This window comes from Stenotrophomonas sp. SAM-B (assembly GCF_013387485.1).
In the GTDB taxonomy this organism is placed as follows: domain Bacteria; phylum Pseudomonadota; class Gammaproteobacteria; order Xanthomonadales; family Xanthomonadaceae; genus Stenotrophomonas; species Stenotrophomonas maltophilia_AA.
In genome coordinates, this window is the sequence record NZ_JABBXB010000002.1 from 400925 (window position 1) to 425210 (window position 24286).

General features: G+C 64.9%; 20 protein-coding genes. 14 read left to right on the plus strand and 6 right to left on the minus strand.

The window, feature by feature from the left end:
- Positions 1–42 precede the first annotated feature (42 nt).
- Both HH110_RS06025 and HH110_RS06030 read right to left on the minus strand, forming a co-directional pair.
- Positions 43–1389 carry an ATP-binding protein gene (locus HH110_RS06025; protein WP_176988819.1) on the minus strand — a complete coding sequence of 449 codons (1347 nt, stop codon included), beginning with the start codon at positions 1387–1389 and terminating at the stop codon, positions 43–45.
- A complete protein-coding gene (locus HH110_RS06030; RefSeq protein ID WP_176988820.1) occupies positions 1380–2069 on the minus strand; it encodes a winged helix-turn-helix domain-containing protein in 690 nt (229 codons plus the stop codon). The genes HH110_RS06025 and HH110_RS06030 overlap by 10 nt, the downstream gene beginning before the upstream one ends.
- A gap of 338 nt (positions 2070–2407) precedes the next feature.
- Between HH110_RS06030 and HH110_RS06035 the strand changes: the two genes are divergently transcribed.
- Both HH110_RS06035 and HH110_RS06040 read left to right on the plus strand, forming a co-directional pair.
- A complete protein-coding gene (locus HH110_RS06035) occupies positions 2408–3019 on the plus strand; it encodes a porin family protein (RefSeq protein WP_176988821.1) in 612 nt (203 codons plus the stop codon).
- 150 nt (positions 3020–3169) lie between these two features.
- Positions 3170–5017, plus strand: a complete 1848-nt coding sequence (locus HH110_RS06040) for an asparagine synthetase B (protein WP_275135064.1) — start codon at positions 3170–3172, stop codon at positions 5015–5017.
- Positions 5018–5110: 93 nt separating this feature from the next.
- Here the strand turns inward: HH110_RS06040 and HH110_RS06045 are convergent, their stop codons facing one another.
- Positions 5111–5287 carry a hypothetical protein gene (locus tag HH110_RS06045; protein WP_176988823.1) on the minus strand — a complete coding sequence of 59 codons (177 nt, stop codon included), beginning with the start codon at positions 5285–5287 and terminating at the stop codon, positions 5111–5113.
- A gap of 443 nt (positions 5288–5730) precedes the next feature.
- Here HH110_RS06045 and HH110_RS06050 point away from each other — a divergent pair, with 443 nt between their 5' ends.
- Both HH110_RS06050 and HH110_RS06055 read left to right on the plus strand, forming a co-directional pair.
- Positions 5731–6633: a helix-turn-helix transcriptional regulator gene (locus HH110_RS06050; RefSeq protein ID WP_176988824.1), complete on the plus strand. Its 903-nt coding sequence runs from the start codon at positions 5731–5733 to the stop codon at positions 6631–6633.
- Between the two features lie 58 nt (positions 6634–6691).
- The gene (locus HH110_RS06055) at positions 6692–9469 is read left to right on the plus strand and encodes a TonB-dependent siderophore receptor (RefSeq protein ID WP_176989137.1); all 2778 of its coding nucleotides are present in this window, start codon (positions 6692–6694) and stop codon (positions 9467–9469) included.
- Positions 9470–9624: 155 nt separating this feature from the next.
- Here HH110_RS06055 and HH110_RS06060 read toward each other — a convergent pair whose 3' ends face one another.
- Together HH110_RS06060 and HH110_RS06065 are read right to left on the minus strand one after the other, a co-directional pair.
- Entirely contained in the window at positions 9625–10131 is a 507-nt protein-coding gene (locus tag HH110_RS06060) for a GNAT family N-acetyltransferase (protein WP_176988825.1), read from the minus strand.
- Between the two features lie 75 nt (positions 10132–10206).
- On the minus strand, positions 10207–12249 hold the full coding sequence (locus HH110_RS06065; RefSeq protein WP_176988826.1) for an acyltransferase family protein: 2043 nt from the start codon (positions 12247–12249) through the stop codon (positions 10207–10209).
- A 749-nt stretch (positions 12250–12998) separates the two neighbouring features.
- On the opposite strand from HH110_RS06065, the gene HH110_RS06070 reads away from it, so the two are divergent.
- The 4 genes from HH110_RS06070 (at position 12999) to HH110_RS06085 (ending at position 19270) form a co-directional block, all read left to right on the plus strand.
- Positions 12999–13466: a prepilin-type N-terminal cleavage/methylation domain-containing protein gene (locus HH110_RS06070; protein WP_275135067.1), complete on the plus strand. Its 468-nt coding sequence runs from the start codon at positions 12999–13001 to the stop codon at positions 13464–13466.
- Between the two features lie 59 nt (positions 13467–13525).
- A complete protein-coding gene (locus HH110_RS06075) occupies positions 13526–13999 on the plus strand; it encodes a prepilin-type N-terminal cleavage/methylation domain-containing protein (RefSeq protein ID WP_176988827.1) in 474 nt (157 codons plus the stop codon).
- A gap of 186 nt (positions 14000–14185) precedes the next feature.
- Positions 14186–15550, plus strand: coding sequence for an MATE family efflux transporter (locus HH110_RS06080; protein ID WP_241696425.1), 1365 nt, complete (start codon positions 14186–14188; stop codon positions 15548–15550).
- A gap of 141 nt (positions 15551–15691) precedes the next feature.
- Positions 15692–19270: a transporter substrate-binding domain-containing protein gene (locus HH110_RS06085; RefSeq protein ID WP_241696426.1), complete on the plus strand. Its 3579-nt coding sequence runs from the start codon at positions 15692–15694 to the stop codon at positions 19268–19270.
- A gap of 1 nt (position 19271) precedes the next feature.
- On the opposite strand, the gene HH110_RS06090 is transcribed toward HH110_RS06085, so the two are convergent.
- A complete protein-coding gene (locus HH110_RS06090) occupies positions 19272–20018 on the minus strand; it encodes a response regulator transcription factor (RefSeq protein WP_176988829.1) in 747 nt (248 codons plus the stop codon).
- Positions 20019–20545: 527 nt separating this feature from the next.
- On the opposite strand from HH110_RS06090, the gene HH110_RS06095 reads away from it, so the two are divergent.
- From HH110_RS06095 to HH110_RS06120, 6 genes are all read left to right on the plus strand, one after another.
- Entirely contained in the window at positions 20546–20986 is a 441-nt protein-coding gene (locus tag HH110_RS06095; RefSeq protein ID WP_176988830.1) for a pilin, read from the plus strand.
- A 111-nt stretch (positions 20987–21097) separates the two neighbouring features.
- Positions 21098–21781, plus strand: a complete 684-nt coding sequence (locus HH110_RS06100; RefSeq protein ID WP_176988831.1) for a hypothetical protein — start codon at positions 21098–21100, stop codon at positions 21779–21781.
- Positions 21782–21783: 2 nt separating this feature from the next.
- Positions 21784–22329: an ATP/GTP-binding protein gene (locus HH110_RS06105; protein WP_176988832.1), complete on the plus strand. Its 546-nt coding sequence runs from the start codon at positions 21784–21786 to the stop codon at positions 22327–22329.
- Positions 22330–22345: 16 nt separating this feature from the next.
- The gene (locus HH110_RS06110) at positions 22346–22741 is read left to right on the plus strand and encodes a roadblock/LC7 domain-containing protein (protein ID WP_241696427.1); all 396 of its coding nucleotides are present in this window, start codon (positions 22346–22348) and stop codon (positions 22739–22741) included.
- Between the two features lie 45 nt (positions 22742–22786).
- Complete coding sequence (locus HH110_RS06115; protein ID WP_206677541.1) at positions 22787–23113, plus strand: hypothetical protein; 327 nt, start codon at positions 22787–22789, stop codon at positions 23111–23113.
- Positions 23114–23483: 370 nt separating this feature from the next.
- Positions 23484–24281: an AraC family transcriptional regulator gene (locus tag HH110_RS06120; protein WP_176988835.1), complete on the plus strand. Its 798-nt coding sequence runs from the start codon at positions 23484–23486 to the stop codon at positions 24279–24281.
- The last annotated feature ends 5 nt before the right edge of the window (positions 24282–24286 follow it).

Genomic DNA, 24286 nt, shown 5'->3' on the forward strand with positions numbered 1-24286 from the left:
GCTGCCGGCCTTTTCTGTTGCTCTTCGCAGAGCGCCGGCCTCTCAGGCGGGCGGCAGCAGCAGCCGAAAGCATGCGCCGCCAAGGACCGAGTCGCACACGTCCGCCCTGCCACCATGCTTGGTGGCGATGATATGGACCAGGGCGAGCCCGAGTCCGAAACCGTCGGGATGGCCCTGCAACTGCACATAGGGCTGGAAGATGCGCTCGCGATCAGCGGGCGCCACACCTGGCCCGTCGTCGTCCACGGCGATAACCAGCGACGACTCCGCGAGATGCTGGCTCACGACCACTTGGCTGGCCGCATGGCGACGTGCGTTGCCGATAAGATTGCCCAGCGCGAGCATCAATGCATCGCGGTTGGCGACCAGGGTGCGCTGATGAGGGGGCTGGAAGCATAGCCTCGGGCCGCTTTCGCCGGCGGCTGCAAAGCGCTGATCGAGCGCCTCGAACAGCCTGGGAATGTCCTGCAGGTGCTTAGTGATCCGGCGGCTGCGGCCGAACTGCGCGTAGGTCACGCCGGCAGAGGCCAGCTGCTCCAATCGCGCTACATCGATCTTTAGTCCGGCTAGCAGCTCCGTCTCTTCAGGGTCCTCGTTTCCGTCCTGCAACATGGCCAAGGCAAAGCGCATCCGTGCCAATGGGGTGCGGGTTTCGTGGGCCACTGCCTGGGAGAGTATCCGCTGTCCCTCCATCACGTCTTGCAGTTGCGTTGCCATGCTGGACAACGCCTCACGCAACGGCCGCACAAGATGGGTGCTGACGTGCGGGGAGGCTGCTGCCACGTCGCCCTGCTGGATCGCCAGCGCCATGTGCCCTAGCGCATAGACATCGCGCCACAGGCGGTAAACCAGGAAGTACAAGGGTAGCGCGATGGCGATGACGAAGATGCTGACCATCACCGCAGTATCCACGTTCGCGCTGTCGTACCAGGAAACAGCGGCATGCTCAGGTTCGGAGAAGTCGCCCAGCACCAGCACGTCGATCGAGCCCGGCAGCCGCTGATAGCTGAAGTTCGCATCCGATGACAGGACCAGGCCACCCTGGTCGAGATGACGCAGTGAGTCGGCGTCCAGAACATGCCGAGCCTCGGCCAGGGACATCACCTGCAACGGGTAGGCGAACTGCATCTGCAGGTGCCGGGTCAGCTGCGGCCAGTCTGTCTGCGGCGTGTCGGCATAGCGCGCGTGCAGGAGATGGTGGGTGCCTTGCAACTGCGTGCGGATCTGTTGGTCTTCGCCCTGTGCGGTCAGTGTTGCCCACAGGTAGAGGCCGGCGGCGATCAGCACCAGATAGGCAAGCACGAAGCCGAAGCAATAGCGCAGAAACAGGCGGAAGTGCCCACCGTGAAGCGGAGCGGTATCGGCCGCACCCATCGCGTTCAGCCCCATCCGGCGCGATTGAACAGATAGCCCTTGCCGCGGATGGTCTTGATCCGGCCGGGCACTTCCCCCAGGTCACCGAGCTTGCGACGCAGTCGTGAGATACGGGCATCGATCGAGCGGTCCAGGCCATCAAAACCGATCCCGCGCAGATCGCGCATCAGATCATCGCGGCTGAGGATCGTGCCTGCGCTGTCAGCCAAGCACAGCAACAGATCGAACTCAGCCGTGGTCAATTCGATCCGTTCACCCTGCAGCGTCACCTCGCGGGTATCGCGTTCGATGCGAAGCCGCCCGAAGCACAGTGTCGGACGTGTCTGTCGCTGGTTGCTGTCGCGACGCAGGTGCGCGCGTACGCGCGCCAGCAGTACCCGCGGCTCGATCGGCTTGCCAATGTAATCATCCGCGCCCAGCTCCAGCCCGAGCACCTGATCGATATCATCGGTGCGTGCGCTCAACATGCAGATCACCCCACTGAAGCGCGGTCGGATTGCGGCACAGACAGCAAAGCCGTCGATACCGGGCAGGGTGACATCCAGCAGCACCACGGCCGGGTCCAGACCGGGAATGCGCTCCACCGCGCTTTCGCCGCTGAGCTCGTGTTCCACGTCGTAGCCATGGCGCGAGAGATAGCCGCTGACCAGAGCGCCGAGACGCTCGTCATCCTCCACAAGCACGATGTCGACCATCGCTACCCTGCCTTGTCTTCCTGACCTGGCGCGATCCTAAGGCAGCACGTCGGGGCAGCGAGGCGTGCGCTGAACGTGCCCGTCAGACTGTTCATCCGGGGGGCACCTGTGGGGACAGGTGCGGCGAATCTGCGGTGCAACACGTCGAACGGTGTCGTCATCGGACGGTCTAATAGTGTCCCCGCGAAGGCACGAAACACTTGCCTGATTGTCGCGTTCAACCCGCTGTCACGAACCGTTACACACGGTCTAGAACGGTTGCGCGGGTCACACGTGCGCTGCACTGACAGCGCCCCGCCGACAGCCCACGGTGTGCACTCCCAACCACGGAGTCATCCATGTACATCAAACGTTCCCTGATCGCCCTCTCGTTGGCCCTGGTCGCCACCACGGCCCAAGCCTCTCCCGCGGATCGCGAAGGTGTCTACGTGTACGGTGGCCTCGGCAAGACGCACGCCAACTGGAAGGTCCCCGCTGCCGATGCCGCACCGGGTACCAAGCGCAAGCAGCGCAGCTCCGGCACCAGCTACAGCGTCGGTGCCGGGTACCGATTCAATCCGTTCCTGGCGGCCGAAGGCTCCTTCGACAACACCGTCGGCAACCGTCGCAGCAAGGATCCGGGCACGGCGAACTTCTCCAGCCGTTCGCTCAACCTGGGTGGCCTGGCCCTGATGCCGATCGGTGATCACGTGGAGCTGTTCGGCAAGGTGGCCGTCGGCAGCCGCCAGCAGAGTTTCCTGCCGCCCAAGGGCACGGATATCAAGACGACTCGGCAGAGCAAATTTGCCACCACGCCCAGCGTCGGCGCCAACGTGTATCTGACCGACGCGCTCGCGTTGCGCGCTGAGTACACGATCCCGATGTCGGCCAACAAGAAGGTCCAACAGGCGGCCGGCGTGGAAAAGATGCGCCTCAACAATTGGAACGTGGGTATGTCCTACGCCTTCTGATCGGCACCGCCATCGCCACCCCCGAACCGCTGCGGTCGGGGGTGGCCTTTCCGCTATCTTGGCAGGAGAAACCTCTGTATGAGTGGTATCTGTGGCGTCGTCGTGCGCCCTGGAAAATGTTCCGCTGGCTTGCCGCAACGCTTGGACGCCATGAGTGCGACGTTGCGCCACGGCGGCCGCGCTCCGTCGACCTGGTACGACGAGAGCCACGGCGTGGCGCTGGCGCGATTGCACAGCGTGGGTGGGACCCAACTGCCGCCGCAGCGGTCCGCGTGTGGGCGCTATGTGTTGTGTCTGGACGGTACGCTGCATACCCGTACGACCCTGCAGCGCGGGTTCGCGACGTCGGTAGGGGCCGCCGAGGACGATGCGACGCTGCTGCTGCTCTCGATTGCTGCCCGTGGACTGCAGCGCACGTTGAATGAGTGCGACGGGGACTTCGCGCTGGCCGTATGGGATCGCGAGGAGCACGTACTATGGCTGGCCCGCGATCGGGTCGGCGCGCGGCCGCTTTACTACGGCTGGTGCCACGGCGATCTGCTGTTCGGCATGGGGCTGGCCTCGCTGCACGGCTATCCCGGCTTCCAGGCGCCGATCAATCGCGATGCGCTGACGCTGCTGCTGCGTTTTGGCTACATTCCCGCGCCGCACAGCATCCAGCAGGGCATCTTCAAAGTGGCCGCCGGGTGCGTGGTCCGGCTCACCTTGGCCGTGCGCGAGGCGGGGGCGCTGGCACACAACGACCACGCGGGTGGTCGCCGTTATTGGGACGCCCGCGAGGAAATGCGCACGACGATTGAAGAGCGCGCGCACATGCCGTTGTCCACCAGTGACGACGCGGTGCAGCGGCTGGAACTGGTGTTGCACCAGGCGGTCGCGCGGCGGACGCCACAGGACGGCAAAGCGGCGGCATTCCTGTCCGGGGGGACCGATTCCTCGTTGGTCACCGCCGTCCTGCAGTCGCAGTCCATGCTGCCGGTCGACACCTTCACGGTCGGCTTCGACGATCCACGCCACGACGAAGCCGACTGGGCAGATCAGGTCGCCGCCCGGCTCGGGACCCGGCACACCCGTCACATCCTGCGCCGTAGCGAGGCAGAAACCCTCGTGGCGGCGCTGCCGGACATCTGGTGCGAGCCGTTTGCCGATGCGTCGCAGGTGCCGACACTGCTGGCCAGCATGCTGGTCGCCGGCCATCATCGTGTGGTGATGACCGGCGATGGCGGGGATGAGTTGTTCCATGGACATGGCGCTTACCAGCGCGCCATCCGCAATGCAGCCTGGAACGAACGTGTGCCGGCGCCGTTGCGCAGCTTGTTGCGGCGATGGCCTGCGGCCGACCCGGAACGGGCGCGACTGGGCGGCTGGCCCGCGCTGCGTTCGGAACTGGGCGCCGACAGCGTGGAAGCGCATTATCTGTTGCGGGTGTCGCGCTGGCGCGATCCCGCGCGCGTGGTGTTGCGCGCACGTGAGCCAACGACAGTATTCACTGATCGCGGGCGCTGGCTGGAAGCGGGCGATCCGGCAGACCGGGTGCAATACCTGGATTTCCTGATGGACCTGGGCAACGGCATCCTGACCAAGATCGACCGCGCCGGTGCGGCCCATGGGTTGGATACCCGCTCGCCGTTGCTGGACCAGGCCGTGGCACGCTTCGCCTGGGCGCTGCCTGGGGACCTTACGTTCGCAGAAGGCGAACACAAATGGATCCTCAAGCAACTGTTGTCGCGGCATCTTCCCGAACGGCTGGTGTATCGGCCGAAGATGGGCTTCGGGCCCCCGGTCGCCGCGTGGCTGGCAGGCCCGCTGTTTCCGTGGGCCAACGCCTTGCTGGATGAGCAGCGGCTGCGCCGCGAGGGCTACTTCGATGCGGCCAAGGTCGCGCGGATATGGACGGAGTTCTGTGAGGGCAGGCGCAAGTGGCATACCCACCTGTGGCCGATCCTCATGTTCCAGGCGTGGCTGGAACGGCACCGGCAGGCGATTGCCGATGGCTGAAAGCTGACCAAGAAGCGGCTCTCATTCCATCTCGGGGATGGAGCCGCACTTGTTCGCACAAGTTTGCAGGACCAATCACGGCGAGACTCCAACTCAGTCAAACACCACCGGCGGCTGATCGACCGACGCATCACCGGACGGCGTACAGGCGCTGGATGCTTTGCGCGCCTCGCCGACCGACGCGTACTGCGCCTCGTTGGGCGACAGCCAGCCCATCATCGACATTCCATCGGGTAATGCTGCTTCCTGCGGTGCGCTGGAGATCACCATAAGGGCTCGCCTCTCCATCAGCGTGCCCCTGTCTGAGCTCGATTCCGGCAGGAGCCCTCATCAGCTCTTCAAGTGAAACAGGTGCTGCCGCAGCAGCAGCCGTTGCTGTCGTGCACAGGAAGATCGCAAGTAACGAATCAGTCAGCAAAGTGCGCATGATCGCGGAGCCAGGGTAAAGCATGCAGTCTGCGGGCTCTTGCGACGCCTGGATATGCAAACTGTTGCAGAGTCTACCGAAAAGGCTGAACGCTTCCGCACACGCAACATCGCGTTGGCCTCAATGTGCAGGCAACGCCGGATCCAGACGTATCCGGCACGTCTTTACGTCACTTGCACATTGTTGCTTGACCCACGTTGCGATGCATCCGCACTGTCGCGCAGCCAGGGCCCCGGCCCCCGGGAGGGTTGCCCTTGTTCCTGTTCGACGAAGGCGGTGGTGTTCCATGCATTCTGTTCAATGGGTCGATCGTGGCCTGCAGCTCAACGTCCCGCTGGTGGGCGAGGGCACCAGCAGTATCGGTATCTCACGGATGTCCTCGGTGCAGTTACCCGGCGGGATATCCACACTTTGGATGCAGGTGCGCGGCTCCACGGTCGTCCGCGCGCGGGAGGGGCAGTTCCGCCTGCGGCGTGGCGACTGGATGGTGCTGGAGCGTGACTCGCACCCTGCGTTGCAGGCTGACCGCGCGGGGATCTGTGTGGGCCTGTGTCTGAGCAGCGAAACACTCGTTGCATTGGGCAACGGCGACGTTCCCTTGTTTCCCGGCCGCGGGCGAATGTCGGGCAGCGACCTGCAGATCGCCGTGCGGCTCTGGCGGCAGATTGGCCATGCCGCAGAAAGCAGCTCGGGCATGAGGGGGGATCTGCGCCCATTGCTGTTGCATATGGCTGACCTGCAGCGTGGGATCACTGCACAGGTGCGTCTCTGCCCCGGTCGCTCGCTGGGCCGGAAGCGTCATGTTCTCGCACGGTTGCAACGCGCCCGGCTGTTCCTGGAAGGGCATACCGACCGCGTGGTACGCATCGGCGAACTGGCGGACCTCGCGAGCCTGTCCTACTGGTACTTCTCCAAGGCATTCCAGGCGGTGTATGGCGAGTCGCCCCAGGCATGCGGTGCGCGCCTGAGGCTGGAACAGGCGGCGCGGCTTCTGCGCGACAGCGACATGATCGTCGGTGAGGTCGCTGCGGCCAGCGGGTTTGAGAACGCTGGCAGCTTCGCGCGTGCGTTCCGCGCGCACTTCGGTGCCTGTGCCACCGATTACCGCGAGAGCGTCTGCGACTGCACAGCAAATTCGGCACATATTCCGCGCGCATCGCGCGCAGCGCATCCGCATGCCGTCCCGTAAGTTCAGCTCTGCGCTTTTTCGCGCAACGTTAACAACTGGAGAGAGTTGTATGTCTGACCTGAGCCTGCCGCGCGCACTGCCGGTACATCTACTTCCACTGGCCATTGCTGCCGCCCTTGCACCGCTTACCGCCGTGGCCCAGGAGGCCACGACGCTGGATCGGATCGAAGTCACCGGCTCGCGCATCCGCGCCGCCCATGCCGAGACCCGCCAACCGATCCTCACCATCACCCGCGACGATATCGCCAAGCAGGGTCATACCAGCGTCGCCGATATCCTGCAGAACCTGAGTTCGGCCGGTTCACCGGCGATCTCGCGCGCCGATGCGCTGGCCTCGGGCGAGTCGGTCGGCGGTTACTACATCGACATCCGCAACCTCGGGGCGACCCGCACCCTGGTGCTGCTCAATGGCCGGCGCCTGGGGGCCACCACCAGTGGCATGCAGGATCTGGGCCAGATCCCGCTCGCCGTCATCCAGCGCATCGAAGTACTCAAGGATGGCGCCTCGTCCATCTACGGCTCCGATGCGATTGCCGCCGTGGTCAACATCATCACCGACACCCAGTTCGATGGGGCCGAGTTCAACACGCGGGTCGGCCAGTTCAGCCAAGGCGACGGCCGCACCCAGGAGTTCTCGCTGAAGGTGGGCACGCAGGGCGAGCGCAGCGGCATGATGCTGGCCGCGGAGTACAGCAAGGAAGATCCGGTCTGGGCCAAGGACCGCTGGTTCAGCCGCGACGGCAATGCCGGCCCGGACTATCCCGGCTCGGGCTGGAGCCCGATCAGCAACAAGGGCTCACATTGCAATCCCTGCGCCGGTAAGGGGGTGGACCCCAAGGATGTGCGTTGGTGGACGCTCAAAGACGGCGGCGATCCGGGCAACCGGAACGACTACCGCCTGTTCACCGCCGACGACAACGTCAATTCCAATGAGCAGATGATGGTGCAGACGGGGCTGGAGCGCCGCTCCCTGTTTGCAAGCGCGTACCACGACATCAACGACACCCTGCGCCTGCAGGGCGAGGCGCTGTACAACCAGCGCATCACCGACCAGCAGGTCGCCGGCTACCCGTTGCAGTACAAGCTGCCCGCCAACAGCCCATTCAATCCGTACGGCGTGGAAACCGACATCCGCCGCCGCCTGTGGGAGATGCCGCGCACCACCCGAAGTGAACTGCAGACCTACCGCCTGAGCGGTGGGCTGGTGGGTAGCTTCGAGATGGGCGGGCGCGCCTTTGACTGGGATGTGGGCGCATTGGTCAACCGCAATCGCCTGACCAAGACCGCCCGCGGCGACGGCAGCCGCTTCGCGCTGGACCGCTCGCTCAAACCCGAGTGCGGCACCGCGGCCGATCCGAACTGCAAGCCGTGGAATCCGCTGCTGCCTTACGGCGTGGGTGGGCCGGGCTCGCTGTCCGATCCCGAGCTGCAGAAGTTCCTGTTCCCGACGTTCCTGGATACCGGCGAGACCACCACGACTACCTACAGCGCCAACCTCTCCGGTTCGCTGTTCGATCTCCCGGCCGGCGAGCTTGGCTTTGCGGTGGGGTATGAGCACCGCCGCGAGCAGGGCCGCTTCGTTCCGGACGCGTTCTCCCAGTCCGGGCAGAGCACCGGCCTGGAAGCGGTGACCACTGAGGGGGCGTACTCGCTGGATGAGGTCTATACCGAGCTCAGCATCCCGATCCTCAAGGACATGCCGTTCGCCCGCGAGCTGACCCTGAGCACCTCGGGGCGCTATTCCAAGTACAGCAACTTCGGCAACACCTTGAACAGCAAGTTCGGGCTGAGCTGGCGTCCAGTGGATGAGTTGCTGGTGCGGGGCACGGTGGCCACGGGCTTCCGCGCGCCCACCATCAGCGATCTCTACGGTGGCACGTCGTCCAGCTTCGAGTCCTACATCGACCCCTGCGGCACCGGCCACACCAACAGCGTGAACGGCAATGCGGCATGCACGGCGGCGGGCGTTCCGCTGGGCTATGAGCAGCTGGGGCAGGGGCTGGTGCCATGCACGGGCTACCCGTGCCAGACCCCGGAGCAGTTCTTCAACGAGTCCAACCCGAATCTCAAGCCGGAGCGCTCCACCAGTGCCACCATCGGCCTGGTCTGGAGCCCGCGCTGGGTGGAAGGGCTGGATGTGTCGCTGGATTGGTACAGCTACACGATCAAGGACATGATCATCAAGGACAGCGTCGAGCGTATCCTGCGCGACTGTTACATCCTGGGTAACGCGGAGCGCTGTGCCGGTGTCGTGCGTGCAGCGGATGGGCACATCTCCAGCCTCCACTATGGCAAGGCGAACCTGGGCCTGGCCAAGACCCAGGGCTACGATCTGGGCGTGCGCTACCGGCTGCCGGAAATGGCGATCGGCCAGTTCAAACTGGATTGGCAGAGCAGCTATACCACCAAGTTCGACGAGGAAGGCGTCAACAACGCCGGCGACAAGATCATGATCGGTCTGGTCGGTGACCCGGGTTACTTCCGTCTGCGCTCCAACATCGGCCTGGACTGGGAGAAGGGCAGCTGGGGCGCCAACTACGGGTTGCGCTACTACTCCGGCATGCGCGAAGACTGCGTGCCGAAACGGCCGTGCACGGATCCGGACCGCATGGCACACGGCGAGGGTGCCGCAGTGCGCAAGGTCGGCAGCAACACCTTCCACGATCTGCAGGTGCGCTGGACCGCGCCGTGGGATGCCACGGTTTCGGTGGGGGCGAAAAACCTGTTCAACCACCAGGGCCCGATCATGTTCTCGCAGCCTGATAGTACGTTTGCGTACTACGGCGGCTTCGACATCGGCCGGTCGATCTACATGAAGTACCAGCAGCGCTTCTGATCGGGGCGCCGAGGGAAAGCAGCAGGAGGGCCGGCGCAAGCCGGCCCTTTCAATGACGGCGCAGAGGCGTTCTTTCCCGCGTATGACCTGACGGACGCCGCTCGTGCCCGGGTAACGGAAGCCAGGCCAGTCAAGTAACTCCTCGCGTGCGGCCGCTACGCGCTGCCAAAGGGCACCTTGTCCGCGTTGAAGCGCGCGGAGCGCCGCATGACTCTTACCTGGAAGCCACGTTCATGGAGGATGGACTCGAGCGGCAGCCAGCCCAGGCGTCGATACAACCCTCCGTCGTCGACTTTCGTCTGCAGGTACACATCGCAGATGCCAAGTTCAACGGCACGCGACATCAGTTCGTTGACCAGCAGGCCTGCCAGGCCCTGTCCACGATGGGACGGCGCAACATACACGCTGCCCAGCCAGAATTCGCGTTCTGGGCGCTCCCGGCGCTCATGCCGCTTTACACGCGCGGTGGCTACGGGACGGCCCGCCTCAAGTGCAATCAGCACCATGGGCAGGTCCTCGCCGTGATCGCTGGCCTCCAAATGCTGCCGTTCGACGGCCAGCGAGTGCCCGGGAACTGAGGTACCCCATTCGTCGAAGTACCACTCGGCGACAACCGGCAGCAGCTCAGGGCGATCTCGCAACAGGGTGAATTCGATGGTCATGACAGTTCAATCTTGCTCGGGGCGCTGCGGGCGCTGCGGGCGAATGGGTCGCGGTGCAGCGTCGGGGTTGGTCGATCATTCTCGCCCAAGTGTGCGCGGACGGGGAGGGGCGGATACGTCACGCTCCGTGGCATCGCGCCCCCAGACCCGGAGCAGCATCTCGATGAAATCCCCCGCCAGTACGCGGTTGCCGTGGCCGCTGAGGTGATCGGCATCGAAGTACAGCGGCAAGCCCTCGGCGTCGAACGCCGAGCAGGTCTCACCGGGACACAGCAGAAAGAACGGATCCCAGACGGTGAGCATCGGGTACTGCCGTCGCAACTGCGCCAGCTGAGACAGTTGTCCTGCGCGCAACGTCTGCAACTGTGCCCGCCGCACATTCAGGCCCGGCGCGCAGATCGGGTTGATTCGGTTGAACCAGTCCGAGCAGCGGTTGGCCGGGGCCTTGAACACGGGCTTTGGCGCATCGATCACCACCTGCAGGCCGGCCGCCTGCAACCTCGCCAAGACCGCATGGGCCGAAGCCATCGCTGCAGCCTGACGGTCCTTGTCCAGTTCGGCGAATACCGCCGCCCAGGTCGCCTCCGGGTCAGTAGCCCAGTCGCGGCCGGCAAGTTCCGGCATTCGCAGTGACGCGAGAAACACCATGTCGCCCGGCTTCGCCGCCGCTTCGATAGCCCGCAGCGCGGCCTCGCGACTGTCCGCGCACTCTGGCGGGTCGGCGTCGATCAGCCGCACCACGCCGCAGCCGCCGCGTTCGTGCTCGATCACGGTGACGCCCAGTTGCACCGACACCTGCTTCAGCAGGGTGCGGTAGGCCGCTGTGTGCGAGTCGCCCAGCACGAACAACTGGCGGCCCTGGAGGTGTGGCGCGTGGATGGGCTGCGCCGAGGCCGGCGGGGCATGCCGATAGGCCATCCAGTTATAGGTATCCGCAGTACGGCTGAGCGACACACGATCAGGGTTCTCGCTCACCCAGCGTGCGCCCATCATCGCCACTGCCACCGTGGCAACCGCTGCACCGGCGGTGACCCAGTTACGCATCTGCAGCACGCCGCGACCAGCGCGGATCGGGCTTTCGATCCAATGATAGGAGGCTGCTGCCAGACCCAGCACCAGCAGCGGATAGGCAAGCTGCACTGTCAACAGCTCGAAGCCGACCGTCCAACGGATGAACACCGCCACCGGCCAATGCCACAGATACAGCGAATAGGACAGCCTGCCTACATAGCGGGCTGGCTGGCTCTGCAGCAGATGGTGCGGAATCGGCAGGGCACCGGTGTGGGGAAGCACCAGCGCGGTGATCATCAACAGCGTGCCGGCTACTGTCGCCAGCGCCCACGGCATCGGAAACTGAGTCGCATCGGCTTGCAGGAAGCCAGCAATCAGCAGGCTCAGCCCTGCAAGCATCAGCAGGGCCAGGGCACCACTCGAGCGTGCCTGCAAGGGCCCGCGTCGCAGCAGCTGGTACAGCAGTGCGCCGGCGGCCAATTCCCAGAAGCGCGACGGCAATAGATAGAAGGCGGCCAGGGGACTGCGCCCGGTCTGCAACGCACTGATCGCCAACGACGCCAAGGCAAGCAACGGCAGCAGCGCCCATAGTGCTGGCACGCGCTCCCTGTGGCGCAGCCACAGGTACCAGATCCCCGGGAACAGCAGATAGAACTGCTCCTCCACGCCCAGCGACCAGGTATGCAGATAGGGGTTGAGATCGACGCTGGGCGAGAAGTATGTATCGCTGTTGAAGGCCAGCACGAAGTTGCTCAATCCCAGGAACGCCGCCATGCCGGTGCGGTTGTTCTGCTCGCTGAGCCAGACTTGGGGCAGCAGCATGGCGGACAGCAGGAAGCTGACCGCAAGCACCACCACCAGAGCGGGCAGAAGGCGCAGCACCCTGCGGCGGTAGAAGGTGAGCAGGTAGTCGGCAAAGCCCGTGGTGGTGCGTTCGGACAGCGATTGGCTGATCACGAAACCGGAGATGACAAAGAACATGTCCACGCCGGTGAAGCCGCCGGGCAGCCACGGCAGGTAATCGGCGTGGTAGACGAGCACCGCCAGTACTGCGATGGCGCGCAGGCCGTCGATACCGGGGATGTAGCCGTGAGTGGGTTTGATCATGTGTACGGACTCTCTGGCGTTGACACGGCCGCACGGTACAGGACGCGTGGAGGGCGACGTGGTCAGGCGCCTTGCCCTGCGTGCGCATGCAGTCGTGACAGCAGAGCCTATGCCTTGAACGCCGATGCAGGAAGCAAGCCACGCAACCTCTGTTGTGGGCCGGTAAAGGTGTCGAGCGCGAACGCGATCCGCTGCAGGGGTTCAATTGGTGTTGAACGCGACATGCCTTCGCGTGTGTCGCACGGGTGAGGTCGTTGCCGTGCGTCGTTGTGCCCGGATTGAAAGGCACTCTGGCGCAATCGCGCGCGAAGTGCCCGGTTGCGGCGGAGCTCTAGATTGCGGTGCACGTCTATTTGAGTTTGAGAGTTCGATCGCAAAGACGATTCGAACATTGAATCAGCATTTTTGTCAGTTGGTGATCCGCTGGTCCGTCTGCGCAGTGGGGCACCCAGCCACTGCGATGGTCGAGCGTGTCTGCGGCGCTACCTCCGCGAACTTTCGCGGGCAGTTCGTGGCTGCAACATCTTGCAAAATCCATCTGTTTCACGCTCTTTACCATTTCTTGCATGGTGCCCGCGCTGGCTGCGTGATTTCCTGTTCCCAGCAACAGCGCAGCCAAGATGCACTGCATATATCTCGCTGCCTCTCCTCTCCAGGCCCTGCGTCGCGCATCCGCGCACGCTCGCCACAGCTGCTGCCGCAGTACGGCCGGAGCTGATACGCCCGGGCAGAACACGAATGAGTAAACCATGAAAACACCAAACATGCCCCGGACGGGAAACGGCAGCACGAATGTTCGAGGCTTCACCCTCGTGGAGTTGATGGTGGTCGTGGCGATTATCTCGATTCTTGCTGCCATCGCTCTTCCGCAGTGGAGTAACTACACAGAACGTGCCCGAACCACCGCGATGCTCGCGGAACTCTCTGGCGGCAAAGCAGGCGTGGAAACACTGCTGATGGAAGGTCATTCGGCGGCGACAATCACTCCTGCAGACGTCGGCCTTCAGGGCGCAACAGAGTTGTGTCCCACGGTCATCGTCGCCTTCGTCGAGATGTTCGGCGAGCGCATGGTCAAGCTGCAATGTGACGGCTTGGACCACAGGAGCGTTCAGCTGTGGCGTTCAAGCACCACAGGCTGGTCGTGCAATGCAGTTTCGCGCACAAGTACCGCGTGGGCGCCGGCCAACTGCTACCCGCAGGTCATCATTCATCCCTGAGTATGCTGAAAAGAACTTTGAGCGCGGGGCATCAATCCCCCTATATACGAATGGAGAACATGAACGTACCTGACAGGCCCTGGGTGAAGAGCCCTGCACGCGTACGCGGCTTCACCTTGATCGAACTTATGGTGACCGTTGCCATCATCTCCATCCTGGCCGCGATCGCCATCCCGAACTACAGGAACTACACCGAGCGCGCCCGCGTCACTGCGATGCTTGCGGAGCTCTCGGGGGGCAAAGCCGGCGTGGAGTCGCTGCTGATGGAAGGGGATCTCGGCCCGGTCATTACGCCCGAGGAGGTCGGACTGAACAGCCAGACGACGCTATGCCCGACGGTAACGCTTACCACCTACATCCGACCCGGGCAGCGACGGGTGAAGATGTACTGCGGCGGAATACGATTCAGAAGTGCGGCAGTCGAGCTGTGGTACTCCACCGCCGACGGTTGGTCATGCAACGTCAACACGCTGGTGAACCCCTACACGTGGGCACCCGCAAACTGCAGTCCCTTTTTTCACGATCATCCGTGAGCAAGCGCGTTTGAGCGGCGCGCAGTGGGGGCGTACGACGAACGAGACGTCGTCCTCGGGTCCCGCAGTTGCACGGCAGACAGCTACGCTATGTCGATCAACAATCGCCCAGGCATCTGGTTTTCGAATTGGCCTGGACCTTGGGGCGCTGCTATCAAGTAGCACTGACCATGCGGATTACCACTGTTGAAATCGAACCATCACTCTGCCACGCCCAGGCTGATTCCGGAGATCCGCTCGACCGCCGCGTTGGCGCTCCCCTTGGTGGTGGGACACGTGTCGACGGGATTGATCGCCTTCGCCGACAACCTCATCGCCGGGCACCACGGCACCTTGACGCTGGCCTCGGTCACGATCGGCACGGCCCTGTTGTGGCTGCCGATGCTGGTGCCGATCGGCACGCTGATCGCGCTGACGGCGGCCGTTGCCCAGTTGTGCGGTGCGGGCCGGCATGGCGAGGTGGGCGCGGTGTTCCGCCAGGCGACGTGGCTCGCACTTGTCTTGGGCCTGGCGATGTTCGTGTTCCTGAGCACCATGGCAAAGGCGCTGCCGCTGCTGGGTATCGCCCCGGAAGTGATTCCCGGGGCCACCGCATTCCTGCTCGCCGTGCGTTGGGGTGGGCCGGCGCTGACGCTGTTCTACTGCTTTCGCTATCTGTGCGAAGGCACCCATTGGACGCGCCCGACCATGGTGTTCGGTTTCGGCGGTCTGTTCCTGCTGGTCCCGCTGGGTTGGGCACTGACCAACGGTCGGCTGGGATTGCCTGCACTGGGGGCCCAAGGGCTGGGGATCGCTTCGGCCACCATGATGTGGGCGCAGGCCCTGACCTTCGCGGTATACCTCTGGCGATCACCACGCTTTGCGCCATTGCGTTTGTTCGAGCGCGCAGAGGGGCCACAATGGAGCGTCATTTCAGGGTTGCTCAAGGCCGGCCTGCCGATCGGGCTGTCGATCCTGATGCAGGGTGGGCTGTTCATCGCCACCGCGCTACTGATCGGCCGTCTGGGAGCGCAGACGCTGGCTGCGCACCAGATCGCCGTCAACGTGTCGCAGCTGTGCTTCATGATCCCCGTTGCCGTGGCCGAGGCCACCACCGTACGCGTGGGCCACGCGCTGGGCGCCGGCCACGGACCGGTTCAGGTCCGGCTGGCAGCGCGGGCAGGTTACGTGATCGTGCTGGCGACCCAACTCTGCGCAGTGCTGGTGCTGCTCATCGCGCGCGACGAGGTGGCCGGGCTGTACACCGCCGATGCGGGAGTCGCTTTGCTGGCCTCTACCTTGCTCGTGTACACGGCTGTGCTCCAGGTTCCTGATGGACTGCAGATGGTGTCCTCTGGCGTGCTGCGTGGGCTCAACGACACCAGGGTGCCGATGCTCATGGCGGTGGGGTGCTATTGGGGCATCGGCATGCCGTTGGGTGCCGGCTTGGGGCTTGGGCTCGGCATGGGCGCGCCAGGCATGTGGACGGGGCTGATCACGGCGCTGGTGGCGGCCGCATTTGTGATGGCCTGGCGGGTGCGGCGGAGCGCGGCAGCCATCCCCGTGCATTAGCGGGGTGCGCGTTGCCGCGGCGCGGCCTCACGCTACACTGGTGATTGCCGGGACGGGTGCAGCTGCCCATCCCATACCGCTTGGTGGGCGTCATACCGGGGAAGCGACATCATGTTCGGCGCCAGGCTGATACGCATAGTGATGTTGTGGTTGCTACTGGTCCCGCTGGGGGTGTTCGCCTCCCCCAAGGCGCCGGCTGCGCCGCCGCTGGCATTGGAAACGCAGGAACGCGCCTGGCTGCAGGCACATCCGCGGATCGTGCTGGGTACCGCCGGGCTGAGTTGGGCGCCGTTCGAGTACCAGGAGGGCGGCCAGCTGAAAGGCCTGGGCATCGACTACCTGCAGGCGCTGGCACCGAGCCTGGGGGTGGAGGTCACGGTCAAGGTCTATCCAGACCTGGCCACGCTGATCAAGGCGACCTGCGCCGGCGAGGTCGATGTGATCATGAATGTCGCGCTGACCGCCGCGCGCACCCGCTGCATGGTGTTCACCGATCCCTACGCCGAGGTTCCGGTGGCGCTGGTCGGGCGCAGGCACGACCAGCGGGTGGTGCAGGACCCCGACATGAAGCACCTGCGCCTGGTCACGGAGCAGGATTTCCCGACCGCTGCGATGGCGCGCGTGCGCTACGTCGATGCCCAGCATGTGGTCGCAGCCACGACCGACGAAGCGCTGGGCATGGTGGCCGACGGCCGTGCCGACGCGTACCTGGGCAACCCGTATGTGGCGTCCGCGTTCATGGATGCGCATCGCCAGTACGGATTGAGCCTGGTCCGCCAAAGCGATCTGCCGTTGGACAGCCTGCATTTTGCGGTGCCCAACGCGAAGCAGCCGCTAGCCGAGGCGCTGGACCGGGCCTTGGCACAGCTCCCCGAGAGCGAACGTCTCGCGATCCGCACCCGCTGGCTGCCGGCATTGGACTGGGGACGGCAGGGCCGTCCGTTGCTGAGTGCGCGCGAGACCGCGGCCCTGGCCCAACCGGTACGGATGGGATTCGCCCCGAATGCCGCCCCGATTTCGTTCCTGGATGCGGCTGGCTCGCCCAGTGGTCTGGCCGAGGACTATCTGGCGCGCTTCCGTGCCTTGGGCGCCACCTTGAACATGGTGCCGGTGGCGGACTGGCGTGATATCCGCGACAAGATGCGCGATGGCGAGGTCGATGCGGTCATGGGCGTTCCCGACGACAGCATCGCCGCGGGCAAGGGATGGGTGTTCAGCCGTCCGTTCCTGACGGTTGCCAATGTGATCGTGACCCGTCGCGACGGCGAAGTCGTGCTGGAGATGCGCGATCTGAACGATCTGCGGGTGGTCCTGAGTGACCGTGAGCGCCTGGAGCCCCACCTGCTGGCGCAGGCCCCGCGCGCGCGCGTCCTGGGGGCACGCGGTGCCGAGCAGGCGATGGAGATGGTGCAGGCTGGCACGGTCGATGCCTACATCGGCAATCTGGCGATCATCGACCGGTGGCTGCGGGAACGCCACAGCGGCGACCTCCAGATCGCGGCGCCGACCGGCCTGGAAGACCGGCTGGCGCTGGCCGTGCGTGAAAAGTACGCTCCCTTGGTGAGCAGCTTTGATCGCATGCTGATGGCCATGCCGCCGCGTGATCGTGAGGCCATCCGCAGTGACTGGCTCGCGGTGGAGTACCGCAGTGGGCTGGACTGGCGCCGGCTGCTGCGGTGGCTCGCGCCTCTGCTGATGGTGCTGGTCACGGCCGTGGTGGTGCATGGGGTGGGGCACTGGCGCCTGCGCCGCGAAGTACGCGAGCGCCGCCGGGTGGAGCAGCGCCTGGACGAGGTGACCGACAACCTTCCGGCCGTGGTCTATCAGTTCCAGCAGGATGCGAAGGGGGAGCTCTCGTTCCCCTTCATCGTCGGCGACATGAGGGCGCTGTTCGGCATTGACGCGGCGCAGGCCATGCGTGACGAGCGCGATCTGTTCGCCCGCGTGCATCCGGAGGACCAGGCTGCGCTGCAGGCGTTGCTGGCGGACGCGGCCCGTGACTTCCTGCCCATCGACACGCAGTTCCGCACGCAGGGGCTCGCCGGTTGGCGCTGGGTCCGCTCGCGCGGCACGCCGTACCGTGCCGATGATGGCAGCACCCGCTGGAGCGGTTACTGGATTGACATCACCGAGGCGCAGGCACAATCCCAGGCACTGGCGCAGGCCACGGCCACCGCCGAGCGCGCCACCGCAGCCAAGGCCGAGTTCCTGGCCACCATGAGCCACGAGATCCGCACGCCGATGAGCGCGGTGCTGGGCATGCTGGAGGTGCTGGAGAGCGCCGGGCTGACCCCGCCACAGCGGGAGGTGCTGACGGTGATCGAGGGGTCGGCCAGCATGCTGCGGCAGATCCTGGACGACATCCTCGATCTTTCCAGGATCGAGGCGGGGGGGCTGCAGCTTGCCCCGGTGCCAACCGACCTTCGCGCCACCGTGCGTAATGTGCATGCGTTGCTGGCGCCGCAGGCGCAGGCCAAGGGACTGCAGTTCCAGTGCGAGATCGACCCGGGCGTTGCAGGGTGTGTCCTCGTGGATGGGTTGCGCCTGCGGCAGGTGCTGTTCAACCTGCTGAGCAATGCGATCAAGTTCACCGCGCAGGGTGCGGTGCACGCCCGCGTGGCGTTGCTCCGCGGGGACGCGGGGCAGCAGGAGCTGCGGATTTCCATTGCAGATACCGGGATCGGTATCTCACCGGAGGCGCAGCAGCACCTGTTCCGTCCGTTCAATCAGGCCGACCCCCACATCAGTCAACGCTATGGCGGGACGGGGCTGGGGTTGGCCATCACGCGCCGTTTGGTGGAGGCGATGCAGGGCAGTGTGCAGTTGGAGAGCACACCGGGGAGGGGTACGCAGGTGCATGTGCAGCTGGTGGTGCCGGTGGTGGCGTCGCCGGATGAGCCTGCGGTCGGCGCTGCACAGCATGCTGCGGCCGAGACCCGGTTCTCGGCAGGCCAACGCGTGCTGGTGGTCGAAGACCATCCCACCAACCAGGCGCTGATGCGCTGGCGGCTGCAGCAGCTGGGGTTGGATTTCGTGATCGCCGCTGAAGGGGAGGCTGCGTTGCATGCACTGGAGTCCCAGGCGTTCGACGTGGTGATCACCGACTGCCGCATGCCTGGCATGGATGGCTATGCCTTCAGCGAAGCGCTGCGGGAACGCGAGCGTGCACGCGGCAGTGCGCGGTTGCCGGTCATCGCACTGACCGCCAATGCCAGTGCGGAAGAGAGCGAACGCTGCTACCGCGCCGGCATGGACGACGTGTTGACCAAGCCGGTATCGCTGGATCAATTGTGCGTGGCACTCCAGCGTTGGCTTGTCGTGGCGGCTGGCGCCGACGATGGTCCTGGCCCAGGAGATCCGACACCCGTAAGCGCCCCGTTGGACTGGGCCAGCGACCTGCCGACGACCGAGGCATTGCAGGCGCGATTCGGCACCGCGGACCTCGCCGCACGGATCGCCGCGACCCTGGATGAAGCGCTGGGCGTCGATCTGCATAATCTCGAGTCAGCGCTGGCCAGCGGCGACGCGCAGATGGCGTGCGACGCGCTGCATCGCATGGCGGGGGGCACGGGTGCGGCGGACACGCCGGCGATCGCACTTCACCTGCGCGACCTGAGTGTCGCCGTGGAACGGGAGGGGATCGCGCCCCATCAAGGGGCCATCGAACAGGTGCAGCGCGTGATGACGGCCTATCGCCGGGCCGTCGCGGCCATACGCTGAATCAAGCGTCCAGGTTGAGTTCGCACGCGCTGCAGAAGGTCACATTTTCCACGTGCACATGCGCAGGCAGCCGCAGGTGGGTGACCTCGGTGGTCATCGGCAGACGGGGTGCGGGAACCAGGCCGTGCTCGTAGGCATAGGCGAACAGTTCTGCTTCCGTGGAAAGGCCGAGTTTGTCCATCGCCATGCTGCGCTGGCGGCTGATCGTGCTGACGGTTCGCCCAAGCTGCGCCGCGATCTGCGTCACCGATGATCCGGACACATACAGACGCAGCACTTCCATTTCCTTGGGTGACAGCGCAACACCCGAGCACGGCAGGCCGGGAACATCCATTTCCATGGCATGGCGCAGGCTCTGGCTGACGTAGGTCATTCCGGCCCGCACGTCCCGCAGTGCATCGGGGATCAGATCCATGGGCGCACTCTTGTCGATGATGGCGCGAATGCCCAGCTGCATCGCGATGCGCAGCGAGGGAATGTTGTTGAACATCGTAAAAAGCGCGACAGGCAGCGCGGGGTATCTGCGTCGGATCATCGACAGCATCGCGTGGCCGTCGGGCGAGGTCGTGCAGGGCATGGCGAAATCCGTGATCAACAGGTCCACCGGTGTCCGTTCCAGAGCGAACGCAAGGGATTCGGGGCTGTCGACCTCTGCCACGATTCGATAGTCGCCTTGCCGTTCCAGGATGGCGCGCAGGCCAAGGCGGACCACGGGGTGGTCATCCGCAATGATGAGGCGGGTATTCATGATGTCGAAGTCCATTTGAAGTAGCGCGGCGCGCATCTGGGAGGACGCCGCGCAGGGCGTCATGAAAACGTTTCCATACAGTGTGGGCCGTCATCCATCAGCCTCCAAGGCAATGTTCTGGATTGCCACCGCGGCACTGATTGGATAGTGGTTGATCGCGTCAATAGGGTCATGACCGCGTACGGGAGGCGCATCTGCCCCATTCCCGTGCGGCGCTACTGCCACTAGCGCCCCCGTTGATGCGTGCCTGCCTTTGCTGGATCAGCGCTACATCAGCCGGTGTGAAGGTCGCGTCATCTCTTGGTTGCCTGCCATTCAGGTGTCGCGCGGACTTCGCCGCGTTGCAGCAGAGTCCGCGCTTTCCGCTCCTGCAACACCATGTGGTTACAGTTGCAAGGAATTGCAAAGTGCTGTTTTGAAAGGAGTTTTGCAAATTCTTGCATGGCTCGGGCCGGAGCCCGGTGGTCTCATGTTCGGCACGTGGACAGCGCCAATAGTCCACCTCTCCTGAACTTCAAGGACCTCTCATGAAACGCTCGATCCAACCGCGTCACCTGTCCACCCGCCAAGGCGGCTTCAGCCTCATCGAACTGATGATCGTCGTCGCGATCATCGCCATTCTCGCTGCGATCGCGATGCCGCAATATCAGAACTACGTCGCCAAATCGCAGACCGCGGCAGCACTGGCGGAGATCACCCCGGGGAAGGTCGGCGTGGAAACCATCTATGCCGAGGGCGGCGCACTCGCCACGACCCCGGCCGCCCTCGGTCTGCCAGCGACCACACCTCGCTGCACCAACATCACCCCGACGATGGCAGCAAACGGCGCGGCGACGCTGACCTGCGCGATGCGGGTTGCCGGCTTGGTTGAAGGCAATCTGGTGTGGTCGCGCAACGACGATGGTGTGTGGACCTGCAGCACCACCATGGCGCGAACGGATTTGGTGCCCGCCATCTGCCGCGCCTGATCCGCCTGGCGCACCCGGGTCCGGTGCCGAGCTCGCCTTGTGCGTGTCGGAGGTGCCGGGCTCGCCCTCCTGCACCGCGTTCCGGTGCCGCATCGACCCAGCCAGGCAACCATGACCCGCTTTCGCCGCCTTCCTTTCAGCCTTGCTGAGCCTGTTGCGCCTGCCCCGGCGCCAACCGGCTTCGTGGAGCAGTTGAATCATCGCCTGAGCGTGGGTGCGCTGCTGCACCAGCGGTTGCAGTACGCGGCGGTCAGCCTGGGCGGGGAAACGCTGTGCTGGTTGGACCTGCAAAACGGTCGCGTGCTGGTGGCTGAGCCGGCAGAGACGATGATGGTGCGGCTGCAGGTGGCGATGTCTGCGCAGCTATCCAGCCTGGCCTTCTCGGCGCTGGATCCGGATGCGTTCGAGCGACAGGCGCAGTACACCCGCGCCGCGCCGTTGCGACCGACGCTGTGGCAGGCAGGGTTGAACGCCTGCACGGCCAACGCGCCGCTGCCGCCGCTGACTGCCCAGAGCAGCCTGCAGCTGCGCCGCTGGCCGGACTTCCGGGTGCTCGCACATCGCCACGGCGACTTCCGCATCTGCGCATTGTTGATCAAGCGTGCCATGGACGTGGAAGCCTGCAGCCTGGCCTTGAGCCTGCCGCGCGCAGAAGTGCAGTCGTTCTTCAATGCCGCCTACCTCAGCGGCTATGCCTACCTGGTGCAGACCCAGACCCAGCCGGTGCTGCGCCAGAGCAGCGGGCGCGGACTGGTCCAACTGTGGCGGGACGTTCGCGCCCGCTGGAGTGCTTGATGATGCGTGAGTACAAGATTGTCGTGCTGGGGCCGATGGGCGCAGGCAAATCGACCCTGGTGCAGGCCCTGGCCCAAGGCCGTGCGGTAAGCACCGAGGTCTGCAACACCGACCCGGACATCGACAAGCCGCTGACGACGGTCGCGATGGATTACGGCGATATCGATCTGCCCGGTGGCAGCCGGCTGCGCCTGTATGGCACACCGGGCCAGATCCGCTTCGCCTTCCTGTGGCCGATCCTGCTGGAAGGGGCGAGCGGGGCGATCCTGCTGGTGAACGCCAGCGAGGGTGAGCCGGCGGCACAGGTCAGTGCGCATCTGGAAGCACTGGAGCACTACAGCGCGCACCTGCCGGTGGTGATCTGCCTGACCCGGCTGGACTCGGCCTCGGCGGAACATGTCGCGGCGTGCGAGGCGTGGCTGCACGCCTACCCGGAGCCGCTACCGGCGCTGGCGCTGGATCCGCGCGATCCACAGCAGGTGCTGACCGTAATGGATGTACTGATGAGCCAGATCGAATGCCTGGCCTTGGTGGAAGACGATGCATAGCGCCGCGGTGATTCCCTTGCGTAACCCGCCCAACCCGCTACTGGAGCAGCATCTGAACAGCCTGGTGGCTGCGGTGGACGGCCTGTCCGGCGTCGTGGTGGCCAGTCTCGATGGCTTCGCACTTGCCCAGGTGGGGCGTGCCGACGGTGCTGCCGAACGGCTGGCGGCCATGACCAGCTCGATGCTGGGCCTGGCCAACGCCCTCGGCCGTGATCTGGATATCGGGGTGCTGGACACGCTGATGCTCGATGCCGAACACGGCAAGGTGCTGATGCTGACCATTCCCTCGCAGCCCATGCGCGTGCTGATGGCGGCCTGCAACCAGGACTGCGTGATGGGCCAGATTCTGTGGCATGCAAAACAGACCGTACCTGCCATCGCCATTGCGATGGATACACCTCCCAATTCCTGAAGACACCCAATGAACAATACGATCGAAAAATCGCTGGCCACGCTGATGCAGATCAACGGCGCCCAAGCCGTTGCCCTGGTTGACTATGAAAGCGGCATGCTGCTCGGCGAAGCCGGTTCCGGCGTGGACATGGAACTCGCCGCTGCCGGCAACACCGAAGTGCTGCGCGCCAAGATGAAGACGGCCGAGGCACTGAACCTCAACGACACCATTGAAGACGTGCTGATCACGCTCGGCCGCGCGTATCACGTACTGCGACCGGTGGCGGCACGCAAGGGCCTGTTCTTCTACGTCGTGCTCGACCGCCAGAAGGCCAATCTCGCCCTCGCACGCCGCATGGTGCTGGACGTGGAAGGCGCACTCTCGATCTGACAACGGGGCGCACGCGCCCTGCAACGCCTGGGGATGGGGTAGCCGTGGTCGCCGGGGAAGGGCGGTCACGGCGTTTTGCTGCGCGGCGCGTGGTGGTTGCCTGACAGGAAGGTATGAACATGAAGCACTCCGGAGCTGCACGGCCAATGGGCGGCGCTCGCCCAATCGGTGGTATCACCCTGGTGGGACTGATCGCCGTATTGGGCACCTTGGCTGTGAGTCTGGCCATCGCCATTGCGTACTATCAGAATCATGCAACCCGGGCGCCGGCCAGCGCGGTGTTCACCGAGGTACCCGGTGCCATGAGCGGCGCCGACACGTCACCTCTTGCGCGGCCCTGCAGGCCGCCTCTCTCGCCGTGAATCCGACAATGGCGTCGCCCAACTTTGACGCGGCAGGGTGTGTTCGCCTTCCCGCGCCCGGTGCCGCTCGCGTCCCCAAGGGCGTCACCACCGCCTGGATGCAGCTGCGCGGCACGTCGACCGTGCAGTGCCAGGAGGGAACCTTCCTGCTCAGGCGAGGTGACTGGATCCTGCTCGATGGTGCTTCCCAGCCGCGCCTCCAGACAGATCATCTCGCAATCTGCATGGGTCTGTGTCTTCCGTCAAGCCACGCCTTTTACCCCGGCCGCGGTCGCATGTGGCGGGACGAGATGCAGATCGCGGTGCGCCTTTGGCGCCGCACTCGGGTGGTCCCGGATGGCAAGGTCATGGCGCGGGAGGATTTGCGCCCGCTATTCCTCCTGATGGAAGATCTCCAGCGTGATATCGGCATCGCAGCGAACCGCTGCCCAGGGCGATCCATCAAGCAGCGGGCCCCACTGATGGCAACGTTGCAGCGGACCCGCCTGTACCTGGAAGGTCACACGCTGCTCGACCACAGGGTTGACGATCTGGCCGCGTTCGCGGGACTTCCGGCGCGCTACCTCTCCAGGGTGTTTCATGCCGTCTATGGACTGTCCCCGCTATCGTTCGCCGGGTGCGTGCGGTTGGATCACGCTGTGCGCCTGCTTCGCGAGGGAGAGATGACGGTGGACCAGATTGCCGTGACCGTTGGGTACAAGCATCGTGGGACGCTTCTGTCGGCGCTGCGCGCGCATCTGGGGTTGGGGCGGATGGACAGGATTGAGGATCATGTTCAGCCCATGCAGAGTGCTGGAAAACCATGAGAGCG

Excerpts from the sequence above, each read along its gene's own strand:
- HH110_RS06065 (WP_176988826.1), bottom strand. The coding sequence starts at position 12,249 with ATGATCAAACCCACTCACGGCTACATCCCCGGTATCGACGGCCTGCGC.
- HH110_RS06045 (WP_176988823.1), bottom strand. The coding sequence starts at position 5,287 with ATGGTGATCTCCAGCGCACCGCAGGAAGCAGCATTACCCGATGGAATG.
- HH110_RS06040 (WP_275135064.1), top strand. The coding sequence starts at position 3,170 with ATGAGTGCGACGTTGCGCCACGGCGGCCGCGCTCCGTCGACCTGGTAC.
- HH110_RS06025 (WP_176988819.1), bottom strand. The coding sequence starts at position 1,389 with ATGGGGCTGAACGCGATGGGTGCGGCCGATACCGCTCCGCTTCACGGT.
- HH110_RS06100 (WP_176988831.1), top strand. The coding sequence starts at position 21,098 with ATGACCCGCTTTCGCCGCCTTCCTTTCAGCCTTGCTGAGCCTGTTGCG.
- HH110_RS06095 (WP_176988830.1), top strand. The coding sequence starts at position 20,546 with ATGAAACGCTCGATCCAACCGCGTCACCTGTCCACCCGCCAAGGCGGC.
- HH110_RS06030 (WP_176988820.1), bottom strand. The coding sequence starts at position 2,069 with ATGGTCGACATCGTGCTTGTGGAGGATGACGAGCGTCTCGGCGCTCTG.
- HH110_RS06075 (WP_176988827.1), top strand. The coding sequence starts at position 13,526 with ATGAACGTACCTGACAGGCCCTGGGTGAAGAGCCCTGCACGCGTACGC.
- HH110_RS06035 (WP_176988821.1), top strand. The coding sequence starts at position 2,408 with ATGTACATCAAACGTTCCCTGATCGCCCTCTCGTTGGCCCTGGTCGCC.
- HH110_RS06115 (WP_206677541.1), top strand. The coding sequence starts at position 22,787 with ATGCAGATCAACGGCGCCCAAGCCGTTGCCCTGGTTGACTATGAAAGC.
- HH110_RS06090 (WP_176988829.1), bottom strand. The coding sequence starts at position 20,018 with ATGAATACCCGCCTCATCATTGCGGATGACCACCCCGTGGTCCGCCTT.
- HH110_RS06120 (WP_176988835.1), top strand. The coding sequence starts at position 23,484 with ATGGCGTCGCCCAACTTTGACGCGGCAGGGTGTGTTCGCCTTCCCGCG.
- HH110_RS06060 (WP_176988825.1), bottom strand. The coding sequence starts at position 10,131 with ATGACCATCGAATTCACCCTGTTGCGAGATCGCCCTGAGCTGCTGCCG.
- HH110_RS06085 (WP_241696426.1), top strand. The coding sequence starts at position 15,692 with ATGTTGTGGTTGCTACTGGTCCCGCTGGGGGTGTTCGCCTCCCCCAAG.
- HH110_RS06050 (WP_176988824.1), top strand. The coding sequence starts at position 5,731 with ATGCATTCTGTTCAATGGGTCGATCGTGGCCTGCAGCTCAACGTCCCG.
- HH110_RS06105 (WP_176988832.1), top strand. The coding sequence starts at position 21,784 with ATGCGTGAGTACAAGATTGTCGTGCTGGGGCCGATGGGCGCAGGCAAA.
- HH110_RS06070 (WP_275135067.1), top strand. The coding sequence starts at position 12,999 with ATGAAAACACCAAACATGCCCCGGACGGGAAACGGCAGCACGAATGTT.